This window comes from Microbacterium sp. 22242 (genome assembly GCF_052045495.1).
GTDB lineage: Bacteria > Actinomycetota > Actinomycetes > Actinomycetales > Microbacteriaceae > Microbacterium.
Genome location: NZ_JBQEOZ010000001.1, coordinates 283520 through 302421, shown reverse-complemented (window position 1 = coordinate 302421; position 18902 = coordinate 283520). Strand labels below are relative to the sequence as shown.

Below are 18902 nucleotides of genomic sequence, written 5' to 3'. Positions count from 1 at the left end.
GACGAACGCGACGTCGATCCGTATCGCCGGGATCGTCAGGACCGGATGCGGACCGCCGCCGGCTGCACGCTGATCCCGATCCGGGTGGTCTCGCCGAGATCGTCGCCGTCGACCTCGAACACCCGCGGCTCGTCGAGCTCGATGCGAAGTGTCGTGATGCGGCGATGCGTGGTGCTGTCGCTGCTCTCCGCGGTGTGCTCGTCGCCCTTGCCGAGCAGCCGCTTGACGCCGTTGTCCCAGACCATGTTGCGCAGCGTGTCGGCCCACCCGGCGATGCCGTCGGCCTTCAGCACCAGCAGGTCGAGCTCGCCGTCCGCCGGGTCCGCGTCCGGCAGCAGCGTGATGCCGCCCTGAAGCATCCCGCAGTTGCCCACCATGAGCGTGTGCGCCCTGATCTCGGCCTCCTCCCCGTCTCCGCCGGAGAGGCGCACGCCGATCACCTCGCTGGCCGAGAGCGCACGGCCGAGGGACTCCACGTATGCGAGCCACCCCGCCCGATCCTTGAGGTCGTCGTCGGTCTCGGTGATCATGTGGGCGTCGATCCCGAAGCCGGCCATCACCGCGAACGCGTGACGCTCCTCGCCCTCGGCGCCGGAGATCTCGGCCCAGCCGATGTCGATCGGCTTGGCGCTGCCGTCGATCGCCCGGGCGAACGCCGCGGGCAGATCGTCCACCGGGACCCCGAGGTTGCGCGCGAGGAGGTTGCCCGTTCCGAGCGGGATGATGCCGAGGTCCGCGGCCGACTCCGCCGACGCGAGGTGCTCGGCGACCGCCCGGACCGTGCCGTCCCCGCCGGCGGCGAGCACCAGATCGGCTCCGGCTTCGAGCGCACGGGCCGCCGCCGCGGCGCCCGGGTCCTCTTCGCTCGTCTCGAACCAGGACACGGTGCCTCCGGCGCGCCCTGGCAGCGCCTTCTCCAGCTCGTCGCGACTGGTCTTCGACGGATTCCAGACGATTCCCACGTGTTCGGCGCCCATGGCGTCCCCCCTTTCATCTCCGCGACGCCTGCGATCGCCGGGCCGCGTGCACACTCAGCCTATGGGGCCGCTTCGCGGTGCGAGGGTCGGCGAGAGGAGGGGCATCGGATGCACCGCGGCACCTGCCCGGACGGGAAAGGCGAAGGCCCCCTGATCAGATTTCCCTGATCAGGGGGCCTTCTCTTGTTGCGGGGACAGGATTTGAACCTGCGACCTCCGGGTTATGAGCCCGGCGAGCTACCGAACTGCTCCACCCCGCGGCACAAGGAATAGCCTAACACGGGATCTCGCAGCGGGCGAATCGGGCCTACTTCGACGTGCTGCCCGAGCTGCCCTCGAGCTGGATCAGGCGGTTCACGGCGTCGGTGAGCTTCTTGTCCTGCACGGCGAACTCGCTCAGGTCGCCGGCCTTGAGAGCCGTGTCGCGTGCGAGCATCGCCGCCTTCGCGTCCTGCAGCGCGGCCTGGATCGCGGCAGTGTCGCCGGCGGCGGGCGTCGTCGTGCCGCCGCCGGGGGTCGGCGTCGGCGTCACGTTGTTGTCGCCCCCGGCCGCCCCGGAGTCGCCGCCGAAGAGCTGATCCAGCGCCTCGGTCAGCGTGTCCGCGAACGCGATCTTGTCGCCGAACGCGACGAGGATCTTCTGCAGGCGCGGCAGTTGCGTGCCCGAGGACGCCTGCACGAACACGGGCTGCACGTACAGGAATCCTCCCCCGACCGGGAGGGTCAGCAGGTTGCCGTGGATCACCTGGGACTGCCCCTGCTTCAGCAGGTTCAGCTGCGTCGAGACGGTCGGATCCGAGATGAACGTGTTGTTCACCTGACCCGGCCCCGGCACGCTGGTGTCGGCGTCGATCTCGAGCATGCGCAGCTTGCCGTACGAGGCGGACTTCTTGCCCGCCGTCGACCCCGCGTCCGCATCGACCGCGAGATAGCCCATCAGCACGTTACGGCTGGTCGAGCCCTGCGAGGCGGGGATGAAGGTCGTGAACATCGAGAACTGCGCGGACGGCTGCCCCGGCATCTTCATGCTGAGGTAGTACGGCGGCTGCAGCCTCGGGTTGCTGGAGTCGCTCTGCGGGTCGTTCGGCGTCTCCCACTGGTTGTCCTGGCGGGCGAAGGAGGACGCGTCGTTGACGTGGTAGGTGCCGAGCATCGCGCGCTGCACCTTGAACAGGTCGGTCGGGTAGCGCACGTGGCTCATCAGCTGTGCCGACATGTCGCTGATCGGCTTGAGCGTGGACGGGTAGATCTTCTGCCACGTCTTCAGCACCGGATCCGTCGGATCCCAGGCGTACAGCGTCACCTTGCCGTCATACGCGTCCACCGTGGCCTTGACCGAGTTGCGGATGTAGTTGATGTCGTCGGTGACGTATCCGGGCGCGGTGTTCACCGAGTCGCTGATCGCCTTGGGAAGGTTCACGGTCGAGGAGTACGGGTAGCTCGAGCTCGTGGTGTAGCCGTCGACGATCCACACGATCCGGCCGTCCACGATGCTCGGGTACGGGTCGTTGTCCAGGGTCAGGTACGGGGCGGCCTTCGCCACGCGCGTCGCCGGATCCCGGTCGTACAGGATCTGCGAGTCCGCGTTCACGCTGTCGGAGAACAGGATCTGCTCCGACTGGAACTTGAGCGCGTACAGCAGCTTCGTGAAGAAGTTCCCGATGCGCGGGCCGCCGTCTCCGCTGAACGTGGTCTTGGTCTGGTTCTCGCTGGAGTCCTTGCCGCGCGGGTAGTCGATCTCGGCCGGTGCGGTGCCCTTCGGTGCGCCCACGATCGAGTACGCGGGCGAGGACTCGCCGAAGTAGACGCGCGGCTCGTACTTCTGCGCGCTGGTCAGCGCGCCGGAGGTGGGGATGCCGCGCTCCAGGAACACGGGTTCGCCGTCGTCCGTGCGCTGGTTCCCCGCCGCCGCGACGAGACCGTAGCCGTGCGTGTAGACCAGGGTGTCGTTGTTCCAGGTCTGGCTGCCGAGCCGGCTGGTGTCGATCTCGCGCACCGCGACCACCGCGTCCTGCGTCTTGCCGTCGATCGTGTACCGGTCGACGTCGAGGTTCTGCGGGAACTTGTAGTAGCTGCGGTACTGCTCGAGCTGCTGGAACGTCGGCGGGATCACGTTCGGGTCCATGATGCGGATCGACGCGGTGGTGTCGGCGTCGCTGCGCAGCTGACCGGGCTGTGCGGTGGTCTGCGCCTTGAACGGCGTGGTGTCGACGCCGTCGATGCCGTACGCGGCCTTCGTGGCCTTGATGTTGCGCTCGTAGTACTGCGACTGCAGCTGGTTCTGGTTCGGCTTCACCTGGAACGTGTTCACAGCCCAGGGGTAGCCGACGCCGAGCACGAGCGCGGCGACGATCAGCAGCGCGGTCGCGGCGAGCGGGAAGCGCCAGCGGCCGATGACCGCCGTCACGAAGAACAGCACGGCGACCAGGGCCGCGATGATCGCCAGGATCGACAGCCCGGGGATCGTCGCGTTCACGCCCGTGAACGCCGGTCCGGTGATGCGGTCGTCCGGGGAGGTCAGCGTCTTGTAGCGGTCCAGCCACAGGCTCACCGACTGCACCAGCAGGTAGACGCCGGCGGTCACGGCCAGCTGCACGCGGGCCGCCTTGGAGATGCGCAGCTCGCCCTGCCCGATCCGCACGGATCCGTAGAGGTAGAGCACCACGGCCGACACGATCAGGCACAGGATCAGGACGGCGGAGACGAACCCGAGCAGCGCCTCGTAGAACGGCAGCGCGAACATGTAGAAGCCGGTGTCGAGCCCGAACTGGGCGTCCTTGGTGCCGGTGGCCACGCCGTTGGCCCACTCCCACACGGTCTCCCACTGGCCGGCGGCGGCGAAGCCGGCGAACAGGCCGAAGAACACCGGCATGCCCCACATGGCGAGGCGGCGCAGCGGCTCGACCACCTCCTGGTAGCGGTCGAGCTGCGAGCTCAGCCGCACGTAGACGGGCCGCAGCCGGTAGGCGAGCTGGATCGCGATGAACATCGGCAGCGCCATCCCGACGAAGCCGATGACGAACATCACCGCCGTCGCGAGCCAGCGCGTGGTGAGCACCTGCGCGAAGTGCAGCTGGTCGTACCAGAGGAAGTCGGTGTACATCGAGGCGAACACGAAGAACGCTGCGATGAGGACCGCCAGGATCACCACCGTCGCGAGGACGATGCGTCGTGCGGTGCGGGGCGCGGCCGATTTCGGTTCCGAAGTGGTGGTCACCGTCCCATCCTAGGTCGGCATGTCCGGCCCATCCCGTACGGGGCCGGCCGCGGCTTCGCCCGTCGCGAACGCGCTCCGCGAACCCGCGCGCTACTTGACGTCGGCGGCGGTGCAGGTGGGCAGCGCCGTGACGTCTCCCCCGGCGGCGATGACCTTCAGCGCCTTCAGCGACTGTTCGAGGCTGTCGGTGCGGACCACGGTGAGGCCGGCGGGAACGTGCCCGTAGACCTCGTCGCAGTTCGAGCCCGGCGCGAGGAAGTAGTCTGCCCCGGCGGCGCGCGCCCCGTACAGCTTCTGACGGATTCCGCCGATCGCGCCGACCGTGCCGTCGGCGGTGATGGTCCCGGTTCCGGCCACCTGCTTGCCGCCGTTGAGCTCGCCGGGGGTGAGCGTGTCGATGATCCCGAGCGCGAACATCATGCCGGCGCTGGGCCCGCCCACGTTGTCCAGCTGCAGCTTCACGTCGACCGGGAAGTCGTAGGTCTGCTGCAGCGTGACGCCGAGCAGCCACGCGCTGGAGCCGTTCGACTCCTGCTTCCGCGGGGTGACGGCGACGTCCTCGCGGGTCCCGTCGCGCTCGATCGTGAGGGTCACCGGCGCTCCGGCGGCCTTCTGGATCTGCGCGCGCATCGCGTCCGCGTCGGCGGGGTCCGCGCCGTCGACGGCCACCACGACGTCCTTCGGCTGCAGCAGTCCGCTCGCGGCGGATCCCGGGACGACCGAGGCGACCCTGATCGTGACGGGGACGTCGTGGCCGAGCTCGCGCAGCGCGGCGGCGGTCGCCTCCTGCTGCGAGTCCACCATCATCAGCTGGTTGGCCTGATCGCGCTGCGTGCTGGTGACGCCCTGCGGGAACACGGCGTCCATCGGCACGACCGCCTTGGACGGCTCGAACCAGGCCAGCACCAGCTGCATCCACGAGGGCGGGTTCTCCCGGTTGCCCACGACCTGCACCGTGGTCAGGTCGAGCGCACCCTTGGTCGGGTAGGTGCTCGCACCGTTCACCGCGATCAGCGGCTCGGACTTCCCTTTCGCGTCCTGCACCTCGCCGAGCGTGTTGAAGACAGGACCCGGCTGCTCGATCACGTACGGCAGCGGCAGGAACGTGAGCACCAGCAGCGCGACCAGCGAGACGATGAAGGCGACGAGCCCGACGCGGGTGGCGCGACCGGAGCGTGCGCTCGTCGTCGCGCCCGGCGCGACCGGGCCCCGCATGACCGTGCCTCCCACAGAGGGCCTCCCAGAAGTGCCACCGGAAGCTCGTTCGCGAGCGGCGTACAGCGAAGCGGTCCCGTTCCGGGCCGCCGAAGAGTTCGTGCAACTAGCGTAGTCAGCACGGGCTATACACGTGCTGAGAGGGACTGGCGATGGCTGAGAACGACCCGAATTCCGAGGACTTCCTGCAGTTCCTGCGCCGCATGCTCGGCGAGAACGCCGAGGGCTTCGACCTGAGCGCGCTGCAGGGCCTGGAGGGCCTGGAGGGTCTCAACCTCGACCCGGCGATGATGCAGCAGATGATGCAGCAGATGCAGCACGCCATGAGCGGGGACCCGTGGGAGACCGCGCTGCGCCAGGCCCTGCACATCGCCAACCGCGACGGTCTCGGCATCGACACGGGCTCACGGGGCTCGATCGCCGACGCGTTCGCGCTCGCGGACCTGTGGGTGGGCGAGGCCACCACGATCTCGGAGCTGGCCTCCCCGCCGCGCGCGCTGACCCGCGGGGAATGGGTCGAGCAGACCCTCCCGGTGTGGAAGGAGGTCGCCGCCCCGGTGTCGACGAGCATCGCGGACGCCCTGATGACCGCCCTTGAGGGGCAGACGCCGGAGGACATGCAGGGCGTCGTCCAGGGCGCGGGCCGGCTCATGCGCGGCATCGGCAGCTCGGTGTTCGCGATGCAGTTCGGGCAGGTGCTGGGCAACCTGTCGCTCGAGGTCGTCTCCGGCGGCGACGTCGGCATCCCGGTGCTGCCTGCCGGGACCGCCGCGGTGATCCCGCAGAACCTGGCCGCCTTCGGCGAAGGACTGGAGATCCCGGAGGATCAGATCGCGCTGTATCTCGCAGCGCGCGAGCTCGCGTACGCGCGGCTGTACCGGCACGCCCGCTGGCTGCACCTGCACGTGATGACGCAGATCACCGAGTTCGCGAAGGGCGTCACGGTCGACGTCGAGGCCCTCGAGGACCTGGCAGGGCGGCTGGACCCGAGCGATCCCGAGGAGCTGCGCCGCGCGATCGAGGGCGGCGCCCTGCTGCCCGCGCAGTCCGAGGCACAGCGCGAGGCCCTGGAGCGGCTGGAGAACCTGATCGCCACGATCGACGGCTGGGTCGACGTGGTCACCACGCAGGCGACGTCGCGCCTGCCCGACAGCACACGGATCGCCGAGGCGGCGCGGCGCCGACGGGCCGCGGGCGGGCCCGCAGAGGACGCGCTGGGCGCGCTGGTCGGCCTGCAGATCCGCCCGCGGCGCCTGCGCGAGGCCGCGGCGATGTGGCAGGCGGTCACCGACGCCGTCGGCGTCGAGGCCCGCGATGCGCTGTGGGACTACCCGGATCTGATGCCCGACGCCTCGGACATCGACGACCCGGCGGCGCTGGTGGCGCGGCTGCGGGCGCACGCGCGCGGCGAGGAGCCGGCGCAGGACGAGATGGACGAGGCCCTGCAGCGTCTGCTCAGCGGCGACGACTTCGGCGGCGCGTCCGGGGAGGGAGCCGACGGCGACGACGCTCCTGAGGAGTCCGAGGGATCCGAGGGTCCGGAGCACTCCGACGGCGGTCCGGAGCACTCCGACGGAGAAGGATCCGGCGAGAAGCCGGTCTGAGCAGGTTATCCACCGATTCCGCGTCCCCGCGCCGTGGCGGTGGTCCGCGCGGTCATGATCGTGACATGACCACGCTCCGTCTCGATCCCGCACATCCCGTGCTGTGGCGGGATGCGGAGACCGTGCAGTTCGGCGTCGATGCGGCGCTGATCCTGCCCGTCGACGACCCCTGGCTGCCACGGATGCTGCACCGGCTCGGGCGCGGGATCCCGGCGCGCACCTTCGAGGTCGTCGCGCACGGCATGGGTGCTCCCCTGCCCGCGGCACGCCGGCTCCGCGCGCAACTCGACCCGGTGCTCATCGCGGACGCGCCGCGCCTGTCCGCCCGGCTGCTCGCCGCGCCCGTGGTCGGCGCCAGGACCCTGATCCGGCTGCAGGAGGCGCTGGACGACGCCGGAGTCGACGCCGTGGAGGATCCGTCCGCCCCCGCCCTGCTGATCCGGCACGGCGCGGTGCCCGCGCGCGACGCCGCGGCGATGCTCTGCGACGACCGCCCGCACCTGCCGGTCGCGTTCGATGCCGGCGGCTCGACGGTCGGGCCGCTCGTCGTCCCGGGGAGCACGCCGTGCCTGTCCTGCCGCGACGAGCACGACCGCGACCGGGATCCGGCCTGGGCCGCGCTGCACGTGCAGCTGCTCGAACGCGACCCGGGCCGCGTGCCGCTCGCCGGCATCGCGGCAGCCGCCGCCGCAGCGGGCGAGCTGCTCGCCGAGCAGGCGGACGCCGTGCGCGCCGGATCCGGCCGGGCGATCCGGATCAGCCGCGACGGGCGCCGATCAGCGCGGACGGTGGAGTTTCACGCAGAGTGCGGCTGCCGATCTCTGCGAGGAAGCGAGAGGGCCGTCGTCCTGCCCGGTCCGCATCCCGCGACCAGGTCATCGTCAGCGTTCGCGCGGCCCGCGTGATGCCGACGTACGCGAGTCGGCGCTCCTCGTCGATCGCGTCGAAGCCGCTCGCATACGAGATCGGCAGCAGGCCCTCGGAGCAGCCGATCAGGTACACGTGCGGCCACTCGAGTCCCTTGGCCGCGTGCAGGGTGGACAGCGTCACCGTGCTCAGCACCGGCTCGTGCTGATCCTTCGCGCGGGCGAAGAGGTCGTCCGCGAACGTGCGCATCGACGTTCCGGCCGGCGCGTCCTCGGCGAGGCGGAGCACGGCCCGACGCGCCTCCCACGCGTCGCGGAGCGCCCCTCCCGCCTCGGGCGGCTCGTCCGTGTAGCCGAGTCCGCGCAGCACGTCCCGCACCGCGGGCAGGAACGCGTGCTGCTGCGGCGCCACGGCCGAGGCCCGCAGGGCCTGCACGGCCTGCCGCACCTCCGGCATGTCGAAGAAGCGCCGCCCGCCGAGCACGGTGGCGGCGACGCCGGCGGCGGCGAGCGCCTGCAGCAGCGCCCCGGACTGCGAGTGCGCGCGGTAGAGCACGGCGATGTCCTCGGCGGGCACGCCGCTCGCGATCCTGGCTGCGATCGACGCGGCCACCCCGCGCGCCTCCTCGGCGTCGCCGTCGAACGCGACCACCGCAGCGTGCTCGGCCTGCGGATGCGCCTGCACGGGGACCAGCTCGAGCGCCCCCGGCCGGCCGCGCATGAGTGCATTCGCGACGTTCAGCACGGGCTCCGCGGAGCGATAGTTCGTCTCCAGCCGCACCACGGTCGCACCGGGATGCCGGCGCTCGAACTCGAGCAGGTAGCGCTGGTCGGCGCCCGCGAACGAGTAGATCGTCTGCGAGGCGTCGCCGACCACGCACAGGTCGCCGCGGTCGCCGAGCCACAGCTCCAGCAGACGGTGCTGCAGCGGCGAGACGTCCTGGAACTCGTCCACCGTGAAGTGCCGGTACTGTTCGTGCACAGCCGCGGCGACCCGCGGCTCGGCCTCGAGCATGCCCGCGCAGGCGAGCAGCACGTCCTCGAAGTCCAGCTGATGCCGGTCGTCCTTGAGCGTCTCGTACGCGCGCGAGAGATCGGCCACCTGGGTGGGGTCGAGCCGGCCGATCGAGCGGCCGCGCTCCGCCGCCTGCTCGATCGACAGCATCGCCACCTTGCGCCATTCGATCGCGGACGCCAGGTCGCGCAGCGTCGCGGTGTCGAGCCGCAGCCGGAGCAGATCGCCGGCCTGCGCGAGCAGGCGCACCTTGTTGTCGACGATCGCGGGGGCCGGGGATCCGGCCAGGGACGGCCAGAAGAAGCCGAGCTGCGCGAGCGCCGCCGCGTGGAACGTGCGGGCGGCGACCCCTTCCACGCCAAGCCGGCGCAGCCGACCGCGCAGCTCCCCCGCCGCCTTCGCCGTGAACGTGACGGCCATGACCCGCGACGGCGAGTAGGCGCCCGTCTCCACGCCGTGCGCGATCCGGTGCGTGATCACCCGGGTCTTGCCGGTGCCCGCGCCGGCGAGCACGGCCACCGGTCCGCGCAGCACGGAGGCGGCCTCGCGCTGTCGTTCGTCGAGGCCGTCGAGTGCGCTCACCGCCGATACCAGTCGAGGATCAGCCGGTGTGCGATCGAGGCCGCACCCGGCAGGCCGACAGGTCCCTCACCGGCGAGGGAGGATCCGATCTCGGCGCGGGTCAGCCAGCGCACATCGATGATCTCCTCGCCGTCGCCGTGGGCCGCCGTCTCATCGGTCACGGTGGCGTGGAAGCCGACCATCAGCGATCGCGGGAACGGCCACGGCTGCGAGGAGAAGTAGTCCAGGTCGCGCACGCGCACGCCGGCCTCCTCGAGCAGCTCACGGTGCACGGTCGTCTCGAGGGACTCCCCCGCCTCCACGAACCCGGCGAAGCAGGAGTGCATGCGCCCCTTCCACTGCGCGTTGGCGCCGAGCAGCAGCCGCTCGCCGTCCGCGCTCTGCACCGCCACGATGACCGCGGGATCCGTGCGCGGGAAGTGCTCCCGGCCGCACGAGGCGCACCGGCGCGACCAGCCGGACTGCCGCAGTTCGGCAACGCCGCCGCAGACCGGGCAGAATCCGGCGTCGCGCAGCCATCCCGCGAGCGCGATCGCCGCGACCACGAGCTCGGCCTCGGGCGTGTCCAGGACCGGCAGCGCCTCGCGCAGGTCCCCCCAGCGCGGGGCCCATGAGCCCTCCGCGTCGGTGTCGTCCTCCGGATCCTGCACGGCGAGCAGCAGGCCGGAGCCGTCGGGCCGGCGCCCGAGCAGCGCCCATTCGCGGGTACGCGACAGGACGGGATCGCCCGCGCCGAGGATGATCAGCCCGTCGCCGAGCGGCACCCGGCGCTCGCGCACGACCAGCACGCCCGTGCGCGGATCCGCTCGCAAGCTGTCGATCGCTTCGGGATCGTCGCGCCACTCGGCCGCGCGGTCCAGGGCGGAGCCCTCCGGCGCGGTCGTGTCGAGCGGCGCCGGTGCGACCGCGGCGCGGTCCAGTGCCGCTTCGTCGGCGGTGCCTTCGGCACCAGGGGCGGTGTCCTGCGCGGTCATCGGCTCCCGATCCTCCACATGGGCTGCTCCTCCAGGCGTGCCGGAAGAGAACGTCCCGGCGAAAGACCGTCCGGCATGGGCTGCTCCTCCTCCAGGCGTGGCGGGCCCGGCGCGGACGAGGCTCGACCTACCCTGGTGACATGGCTCGCTCACCCTTCACTCTAGCCGCGGCGGTCACGGCGGCGGTGCCCGGAGCCGAGGTCGTCGGCACCCGCGCGCTGTCTTCCGACGGGGATGCCCGCTTCGACTCGGCCGTGGCGACCCTCGCCGACGGCACGGAGGTGGCGATCCGCGCGTCGAGCGACGACGAGACCGCCGCCGAGCTGGCCAGGGAGAGCCTGGCGCTGCGCGCGCTGACGCAGGGCGCGCGGGCGATGCTGCGCTTCGACGCCCCGGAGCACCTGGGCGACGGCCGGGTGGGCGATGCCCGCACGCTGGTGACGACCCTGGTCCCCGGGTTCCAGATCGACGCGGCCGACATCCCTCCGGGTGCCGGCGCGGCCGTCGCGATCGGCAAGGCCATCGCGGGGGTGCACGCCCTGCCGTCCTCCGTGGTGCGCGGGGCGGGCCTCGCCGAGCGCAGCCCGGAGCAGGCCCGCGAAGAGGTGCGCACGCTGATCGATCGTGCGGCCGCGACCGGTCGCGTCTCGGCCCGGCTGACGGTGCGCTGGCGTGAGGCGGTCGACGCCGACGAGCTGTGGCGCTTCGAGTCGGCGGTGACGCTCGGCGGCGCGCACGCGGAGTCGTTCCTGTTCGCCGACGACGACGAGCGGGGCCCCCGTGTGGTGGGCGTGATCGGCTGGCATGCGCTGTCGATCGGCGACCCTGCCGTGGATCTCGCCTGGCTGACGATGGCCGCCGAGGCGCGGCCGCACGTGCTCGACGCCTACGCCGCCTCGACGCTGCGCGCGCCGGATCCCGGCCTCGGCACTCGCGCGCGCCTGCTCGCCGAGCTCGAGCTGGCGCGCTGGCTGCTGCACGGCCACGACACGCGCCGGCCCGACATCGTGGACGACGCGGCGACGCTGCTGGACGCCCTCGCCGACGGCATCCACGACGACCTCGCGCCGCGTCACGGCGCCGGCACCGGCGTGGACGAGGCGATGTCCGCCCTCGACCGGGTGCCTGCACGGGAGCCGAACGCGATCGACACGTCGATGCAGACCGACACCTACGACGCGGGCGCCTTCGCGGGCGTGGCATCCGACGACACGTCGGCGTTCGGGCCGCGGGGCGGGGATCGGGGCGCGACGTCGGACGACGAGTCGGCGGATTCCGCCGGCGCCGTTCCTGCAGACTCCGACGCGAGCGATGCCGGCCGTCCGCCGGTGGCCGACGACCTGCAGGCGACCGGTCCGCTCGAGGGTCTCGATCCGAACGCGACCGCCGAGCTGGGCGACCTCCGGGACGAGCCGCACGACGACCGCGACCGCGCACGTCCCGAGCGTCCCGGCACCCTGCTGCCCAGCGAGGGCGGCATCTCCGGCGAGGAGAAGGACGTCGAGGAAGCTCAGCGCGCGGCGCGCGCCGCGTTCCAGCGCTGGACCAGCGCCTCCTCCGAATAGCCCCCGCCCGCGGGAGAAGTCGGGTCGTCGCGGATGATCAGGTCGTCGGCGACGTAGAACAGCGCGACGTCGATGTCGTCCAGCGGCACGCCGAACCTCCGGTGGTACGCGAGCCGGTACAGCGCGAGCTGCAGCAGCCGCTCCTCGCGCTCGGCCGCGGTCGTGGGAGGGCGCCCGGTCTTCCAGTCCACGATCTCGATCCGGCCGCCGCGGTCCTCACGGCGGTAGACCGCGTCGAGCTTGCAGATCACGATGCGCGACGGCTCGCCCTCCCCGACCGGGAGCGCGAAGTCGATCTCGGTCTCCACCGCGATCGGCTTCAGCGGGCCCCATTCGCTGCGCTCGAAGATCTCCCGCAGCCGGGCGAGGTCCTCGGCGTCGGCGAGCGCGATCTCGTCCGCCCCGGGCTCCCCCGCTCCGGCGCTCGCGAGGTCCGCACCCGCATCGATGCCGGCGAGGTCGTCGTCGAGGTCCCACAGTGCGTCGTCGAGCGAGGTGCCGACGCCCACCGCGCCGGAGCGGTGCTCCACCCACGCGTGGAACAGGGTGCCGAGCCGGGTCTGCCGATACGGTCGCTCCGGCATGGGCCTGGCCAGCGACCGGATCGTGCCGCGGTAGTCGGTCACGTAGTCCTTGAACCGCGACGCGGGCACCCGGGTCGGCGCGTCCGCGACGACGCCGCGCTGCCGGGCGGCGCGCTCGGCGAGCAGGCGTTCCAGCTCCTCCGAAGGCGCGGGAGGGTGCGGATCCGCCATCGCCGCGCGCACCTGCTCCACCGCGGCGGAGACGCGCGCTCGTCGGCCGCCCAGCGGATCCATCGGCCAGACGCTCGTGCGTGCGGCTCCCTCGTACGGATTGTCCTCCGATTCCGGGGCCGGGATCGGGTCGAGCCCGAGGACCTCGATCGCGTCGAGCAGGTAGGGGCTGGGCTTGCGGGCCGACTTCTGCCCGGACCAGTGCGAACCGCTCAGCAGCAGGTCCGTGCGCGCCCTGGTCATGGCCACGTAGGCGAGCCGGCGCTCCTCGGCGCGCTGGTAGTCGCGGTACTCGTCCTTGAAGCGCCGCAGCGCACCGCCGCGCGGGTACGCCTTGGTGACGCCCGCCGCGAGCGCATCCAGGGCGGCCCTGTGCCGCTTCTTCGGGTCGTCGCCTGCCGCATCCATCGCGCCCTGCGGATCCCACTCGAAGCGCGGCAGCGCGTCCCGGTCGCCGCGCAGGTCGAACGGCACCACGCCGAAGCCGAACCAGCCCTGCGCGTCGACGATCCGTCCCGGCAGCTCCTCCTCCACCAGGCGCACCACCGCCACCGCGTCCCACTCCAGGCCCTTGGACCCGTGGATCGTGAGCAGCTGCACCACACCGGGTTCGGGCGGCTCGGTGCGCGGCATCAGCTCGTCGGTCAGCTCGGCCTTGTCGAGCCAGGCCAGCAGGCTCGAGATCGTGCCGCGGTCGTCCGCGGTGAGGAACGCTCGCACCTCGTCGCCGAACGCGCGCAGCTGCGTCGCCGCCACCCGCGCAGGACCCCGGGTCTCGTTCACGGCGAGCTCGATGTCCAGCCGGAGCTCGGTCTCGATCAGGCGGATGAGCTCCAGGATCGGCTGCCCCGACGCGCGACGCAGCCGTTCCATCATCTCGCCCGCCGAGCGCAGCCTGGCGCGCCCCTCGGCGCTGATCCCCTGGAGCAGCCGGTAGTCGTCGCGAGCGGTGCGGACGAAGTCCACCGCATCGACGATCGACACGGCCTCGTCGGCGCCGCGCGAGGAGCGCAGCCGCTCCTTCAGCTCGTCCGGCAGCGGCGCGAGCGAGCCGTCGCGCGCGGCGAGCTCGCGCGCGAGGTCGTACAGGGCGGCCATGTCGGCCACGCCGACCGCGAACCGCGGACCGACCAGCAGCCGGATCAACGCGGATCCCGCGGTCGGATCGTGGATCACCCGGAGCGCCGAGACGACGTCCACCACCTCCGGGGTGGCGAGCAGGCCGCCCAGCCCCAGGATGCGGTGCGGGATCCCGCGGGCGGCGAGCGCTCCGGCGAACGTCTGCATGTGCCGCTTGGAGCGGAACAGGATCGCGCCGGTGTGCGGGCGCCCCGCGGCGGCCACGTCGTGCGCGTCGCGGAGGCGGACGAACCAGTCGGCGACCTCGGCGGCCTCGTCGTCCACGGTCTCGCCGAACCGCACTTCGACCCGGCCCTCGCCGGATCCCGGCCGCGCCTCGAGCTCGGGGACGGCCAGCCCCGGCCGCTGCAGCGGGACGAGCACGCGGTTCGCGACCTCGAGGATCCGGGCGTCGTTGCGCCAGCTCGTCATCAGGCTGTACGTCTCCGGCGTCTGCTCCCGGGCGAACGTGCGCCCGAAGGCGTACAGGTTGTCGGCGCTGGCGCCGCGCCAGCCGTAGATGGACTGGTGCGGATCGCCGACCGCCATCACCGCGCCGTCGCGGAACAGCGCGGACAGGAACCGGGTCTGGATGACCGACGTGTCCTGGTACTCGTCGAGCAGCACGACCCGGTGCTGCTCGCGGAGCTCGGCGCGCACCTCGGGTGCGGCCTCGACGATGTCGAACGCGCCGCCGACCTGGTCGGCGAAGTCGAGCACGCCCCGCCGGGCCTTCTCCGCGATGTACTCGCGCACCAGGTCGGCGAGGATCGGCATCGTCCGCAGGTTGACGACGGCCTTGTCCACGTCGGCGTTCGAGCGGTAGTCCTCGAAGGCGTCGGCCTGATCGACCGCGATCCGGACCATGGCGTCGATGTCCACGCGGTGGTCGAGCACGTCGCCGGCGAGGCGCTGCACGGCGTCGATCACCCCGCCGAGCGCACGATCCACTTCGTCCAGGCCCGGGATCTCGGCGCGCAGCACCACGGCACGGGCGATGAGCCAGGACGCCGACTGGCTGAGCATCGCGGCATCGGGGTCGCGGCCGATGTGCGCGGCGTGCTCGCGCACGATGCCGTCGGCGAAGGCGTTGTACGTCGAGACCCGCGGCCGGATGATGAGGTCCTCCGCGGGGCGCGGCGCGGCCGGATCCCACCCGGTGCCGAACCGCTCGGCGAGGCCGTCGAGCACCTCGCGCTGCACGACGGCGCGCTGCGCAGCGGATCCGGCGGCGCCGACGCGGGCGAGCGCCCCGGTGGCGACGATCTCTGGCAGGTGCGGCAGCAGACCGCGACGGCCGTACTCGTCGATGCGGTCGAGCCGCAGGGCGATCCGCTCGGCCAGCTCGCCCGCGGCCTTGCGCGTGAAGGTGAGGCCGAGGATCTCGTCGCGGGCGACGAGGCCGTTGGCGACCAGCCACACCACCCGTCCCGCCATGGTCTCGGTCTTGCCGCTGCCGGCGCCCGCGACGACGAGCGCCGGCGTCGGCGGCGCCTCGATGACGCGCTGCTGCGCGGGCGTGGGGCCCGGCAGCCCGAGCGCCGCCGCGATGTCGGTGGCGGAGATGCCGTGCCCGCCTTCCCACACCGCGGGAGCAGCATCCGCTGCCGTGTCGGTCAGGAGGGTCATGCGCTCACCGCCGGGATGGAGTGGATGCGGCACGGGCTGATCCGCACCTGGGTGTCGGCGCAGTGCGCCTCGACCTGCGCGGTGAAGCTCGAGGCCGCCATGCCGCGGCCCGCCTCCGCGACCCGCGCGAGGAACGCCGCGCGCGCCTCGTCGCCGAGCCGGTGCTGGTGCGCGACCCGGTACGGGCTGGCGCCGACCGTCTGCGCCACGAGCACCAGCCGGGCTCCGGCGAGCGCCGCGGGATCCGCGCCCTCGACGAGCCCCTGCTCGACGGCGAGCTGATAAGCCGCCAGCTGCGCGTGCTCGGCGACCAGCGCCTCCGTCCCCGGCTCGTACTTGCCGGTCTTCAGATCCACCACGACCACCCGTTCGCCCCCGGCTCCGTCCGCCATCGTGCTCCAACTGCGCCCGCGCGCCGGCTCGTGCTCGCCCGCGCCGGACGGGTAGACCTCGACGCGGTCGATGTACCCGGCCACGAGCGCCTGCTGCGCGGTCCGCTCCGGGTCGACCGGGTGCGCGGCAGGCTGCTCCCCCGCGAGCTCCACGGCGAACCGGAACGCGGCCTCCGAGCCGACCACGCGTCCGCGGTCGCGCTGCACGGCGGTGAGATAGGCGTGCAGGCGCTGCAGGTACAGGTCGGCGCGGCGGCGCTCCTTGCTGTCGATCCACGGCGTCTCGAAGTCGAGCTCGCCCCAGCGCTCGTCGAGGATCGCGCGCATCTTCTCCAGGTCGCCGTCGGGCACGAGCTCCATCGCGGCGTGCACGATCGTGCCGATCCCGGCCGACGGCGGGGCGACCGTGTCTCCGCCGAGCGCCGCGACGACCCAGTTCACGCCGCACTCCTCGAACGCCTCGAGCCGCGAGGGCGAGACGGGCACGGGGCCTGCGTCCAGGTCGCGCAGCGGCCGCTCGGCCGAAGGTGCGCGCACCCCGAACCAGCTCTCCGGATCCGCACCGGGCACCTCCGCCTCGGCGAGCAGGCGCAACTGCCCGGCCGCGGCCGCGCGGGCCGCCGGATCCGCCGAGGTCGTCAGCACCCGACGATGCCGTGCCACCAGTCCGCGCAGGGTCAGCGGATGCGCATGCCGCTCTTCCACGGGCAGAGGATCGGGCAGGAACCGGAAGAACGCGCTCGGGCTCTGATCGTCGTCGTCCACCGCGGTGACGAGCAGGCGGTGCCGGGCGCGCGAGATCGCCCGCACGAACAGCCGCAGCTCATCGTGCAGCGCGGCCCGGCGCCGGTCCAGCGTGGAGTGCTGGTGCTCCGGCTCCCCCGAACGGGCCGCCGCGACCGCCTCCCCGAGCCGCCAGGTCTCCAGGAGGCCGCCGCGCAGCCGCACGTTGGGCCAGACGCCGTCCTGCACCCCGGCGATCACCACGGCGTCGAACTCGGTGCCGAGGGCGGTGGCCGGCGTCATCAGCGTCACCGTGCCGGGACGCTCGGGCGCCGAGAGCGAGTCCTCGGGGACCTCGCTGTCCAGGATGTCGTGGATGAACGCCTCCGGTCCCTTCTCCGGGGCGCGCTCGACCGAGCGCTTGGCCGCGTCGAACAGCGCGACCAGCGCGTCCAGGGCGCGCGCGGTCTCGGCGCCTCCCGCCCGCGACCCCGAGGATCCATCGGCCGCCTCCTGCCAGGCCACCGCGAGCCGGCGTCCGTCGGGAGCGCGCGAGCCATCCCACACGCGCCAGAGCAGCTCGTGGATGGTCTCGCCGCGCGCCCGTCCTTCACGCACCTCGCGGAGGACCGTGCCGAACCGGTCGGCCGTGCGCGCCTCCGCGGTGTCGACGCGGGCGAGCTGCGCCGGCTCGGCGAGCGCGTCGCGCAGCAGCAGGCGCGCGGGCCGGGATCCGCCGGCCTCGAGCTCGAGGTGCCGCAGCCGGGCGCGCAGGCGGCGCAGCCCCACCCCGTCCAGGCCGCCGAACGGCGTGCGCAGCGCCTCTGCGAGCAGCACGGGATCGCGTTCCGCCGGCTCGGTCAGCGCGAGCCGGACGATGCCCACGATGTCGTGCACCACGGTCTCGCTGCCGAGGGGACGCTGCACGCCGGCGGCCCTGGTCGGCACCTCGCGCGCGGCGAGCTCTGCCTCGAGCATCGCCACCTGCCGGGTGTCGTGCGCGATCACCGCGATCCGCTCCCAGTCGATGCCGTGCAGCAGGTGCCATTCGCGCAGGGTCCGGGCGATCCGGTCGTGCTCCTCGTGCGGCGACGGGGCGATGAACGCCGCCACCGCGTCGTCCGGCCCCGCAGGCTCGTCTCCGCGTGCGCCCCTGCCGTCCCCCGTCGCGGGCGTGCCGCCGATCTCGGGGGCACGCCGGTGCTCGACCCGGCCGGAGACGCCGATCGCCTGCACGACCGTGCGCGTGAGCGCGGTGAGCGGCGGATCCTGCCGGTGCGGGTGATCGAGCACGTGCACGTCGCCGAGCATGCCGGCGAGCCGGGCGAACAGCTCGGGTCCCGCTCCGCGGAAGGCGCCGGAGGAGATGTCCGGATCCCCGAACGCCATCACCGCGATGCCGCGCTCTCTGAGCGCCGCCACAAGAGTCACGCCGCCCGCGGTGAGCTCCTGCGCGTCGTCGATGAGCACGATGCGCAGGCGTCCCAGCGGCCCCAGCCGCTCAGCGTCCGCGGTGCGCAGGATCGTCGCGGCCTCTGCCAGCAGATCCGCCGCGTCGCGGTGCGCCGCGCGTGCCCGGTCGAGCACGGCGCGGTAGGACTCGCGGAACGAGCCGACCGCTCGCCAGGCCGCGCGCTCCGACTGCGCCAGCTCGGCCGAGGTGACGCCGAGCTCGGTGCACTCCGCGAGGAAGGCCCGCAGTTCGGAACGGAACGCGCGCGAGGAGCGCACGGTCGCGCCCAGTTGCTCGGGCCAGCGCCGCGTCCCGTCGTGCCCGGCGGGGCCGCGCTCGGTGCCGATCTGCTCCGCCTCGTCCTCGGCGTCGCCCGCGAGCAGGTCGGCGATGATCCGGTCCTGGTCGGCGCCGGTGAGCAGCGCCGGCGGCTCCTGGCCGCTGTGCACCATGGTCCCGCGGACGAGCTGGAACGCGAACGAGCCCAGAGAGCGGGCGAGCGGCCCCGGCGTCGCGACCCGCACCCGGACGCCGATCCGGTCGCGCAGCGCGGTCGCGGCCTGCCGATTCGGCGTCAGCGCGAGCGCCTGCTCCGGGGTGGTCCCGGCCTCGATCAACCGAGCCACGCGCTCGACCAGGACGTGCGTCTTGCCCGTTCCCGGCCCGCCGATCACGGTGCCGGTCGAGGTCGCGGCAGCACCGATCACGGCGCTCTGCGCGGCGGTCGTGAGGAGGTCTGCGGGCATGTCTCCACGCTATCGGGCGCTGCCGACATCGCTCCTCGCGGGCCAGCCACGGTCGGCGATTCTCCCCACG

9 protein-coding genes and 1 tRNA gene are annotated in these 18902 nt (G+C 72.9%); 2 read left to right on the top strand and 8 right to left on the bottom strand.

What is annotated here, in order from left to right:
• Positions 1-35: 35 nt before the first annotated feature.
• From ACTJJZ_RS01370 to ACTJJZ_RS01355, 4 genes are all read right to left on the bottom strand, one after another.
• Positions 36-977 (bottom strand): diacylglycerol/lipid kinase family protein, encoded by a 942-nt coding sequence (locus ACTJJZ_RS01370; RefSeq protein WP_440719368.1) that lies wholly within the window; start codon positions 975-977, stop codon positions 36-38.
• Between the two features lie 186 nt (positions 978-1163).
• A tRNA-Met gene (locus ACTJJZ_RS01365) sits at positions 1164-1237 on the bottom strand.
• A gap of 47 nt (positions 1238-1284) precedes the next feature.
• The gene (locus ACTJJZ_RS01360) at positions 1285-4194 is read right to left on the bottom strand and encodes a UPF0182 family membrane protein (RefSeq protein WP_440719367.1); all 2910 of its coding nucleotides are present in this window, start codon (positions 4192-4194) and stop codon (positions 1285-1287) included.
• Between the two features lie 90 nt (positions 4195-4284).
• Positions 4285-5409 (bottom strand): YlbL family protein, encoded by a 1125-nt coding sequence (locus tag ACTJJZ_RS01355; protein WP_440719442.1) that lies wholly within the window; start codon positions 5407-5409, stop codon positions 4285-4287.
• Between the two features lie 152 nt (positions 5410-5561).
• Here ACTJJZ_RS01355 and ACTJJZ_RS01350 point away from each other — a divergent pair, with 152 nt between their 5' ends.
• Entirely contained in the window at positions 5562-7013 is a 1452-nt protein-coding gene (locus ACTJJZ_RS01350) for a zinc-dependent metalloprotease (protein ID WP_440719366.1), read from the top strand.
• A 756-nt stretch (positions 7014-7769) separates the two neighbouring features.
• Here the strand turns inward: ACTJJZ_RS01350 and ACTJJZ_RS01345 are convergent.
• Both ACTJJZ_RS01345 and nudC read right to left on the bottom strand, forming a co-directional pair.
• Entirely contained in the window at positions 7770-9476 is a 1707-nt protein-coding gene (locus ACTJJZ_RS01345; RefSeq protein WP_440719365.1) for an ATP-dependent helicase, read from the bottom strand.
• The gene (gene nudC, locus ACTJJZ_RS01340) at positions 9473-10450 is read right to left on the bottom strand and encodes an NAD(+) diphosphatase (RefSeq protein WP_440719364.1); all 978 of its coding nucleotides are present in this window, start codon (positions 10448-10450) and stop codon (positions 9473-9475) included. Before nudC ends, ACTJJZ_RS01345 begins: the two co-directional genes overlap by 4 nt.
• Before the next feature lie 140 nt (positions 10451-10590).
• On the opposite strand from nudC, the gene ACTJJZ_RS01335 reads away from it, so the two are divergent.
• Positions 10591-12015 carry a phosphotransferase gene (locus tag ACTJJZ_RS01335; RefSeq protein WP_440719363.1) on the top strand — a complete coding sequence of 475 codons (1425 nt, stop codon included), beginning with the start codon at positions 10591-10593 and terminating at the stop codon, positions 12013-12015.
• Here ACTJJZ_RS01335 and ACTJJZ_RS01330 read toward each other — a convergent pair.
• Positions 11961-15518, bottom strand: coding sequence for a UvrD-helicase domain-containing protein (locus ACTJJZ_RS01330; RefSeq protein WP_440719362.1), 3558 nt, complete (start codon positions 15516-15518; stop codon positions 11961-11963). The genes ACTJJZ_RS01335 and ACTJJZ_RS01330 overlap by 55 nt on opposite strands.
• A complete protein-coding gene (locus ACTJJZ_RS01325; protein ID WP_440719361.1) occupies positions 15515-18832 on the bottom strand; it encodes an ATP-dependent helicase in 3318 nt (1105 codons plus the stop codon). The genes ACTJJZ_RS01330 and ACTJJZ_RS01325 overlap by 4 nt, the downstream gene beginning before the upstream one ends.
• Positions 18833-18902 lie beyond the last annotated feature (70 nt).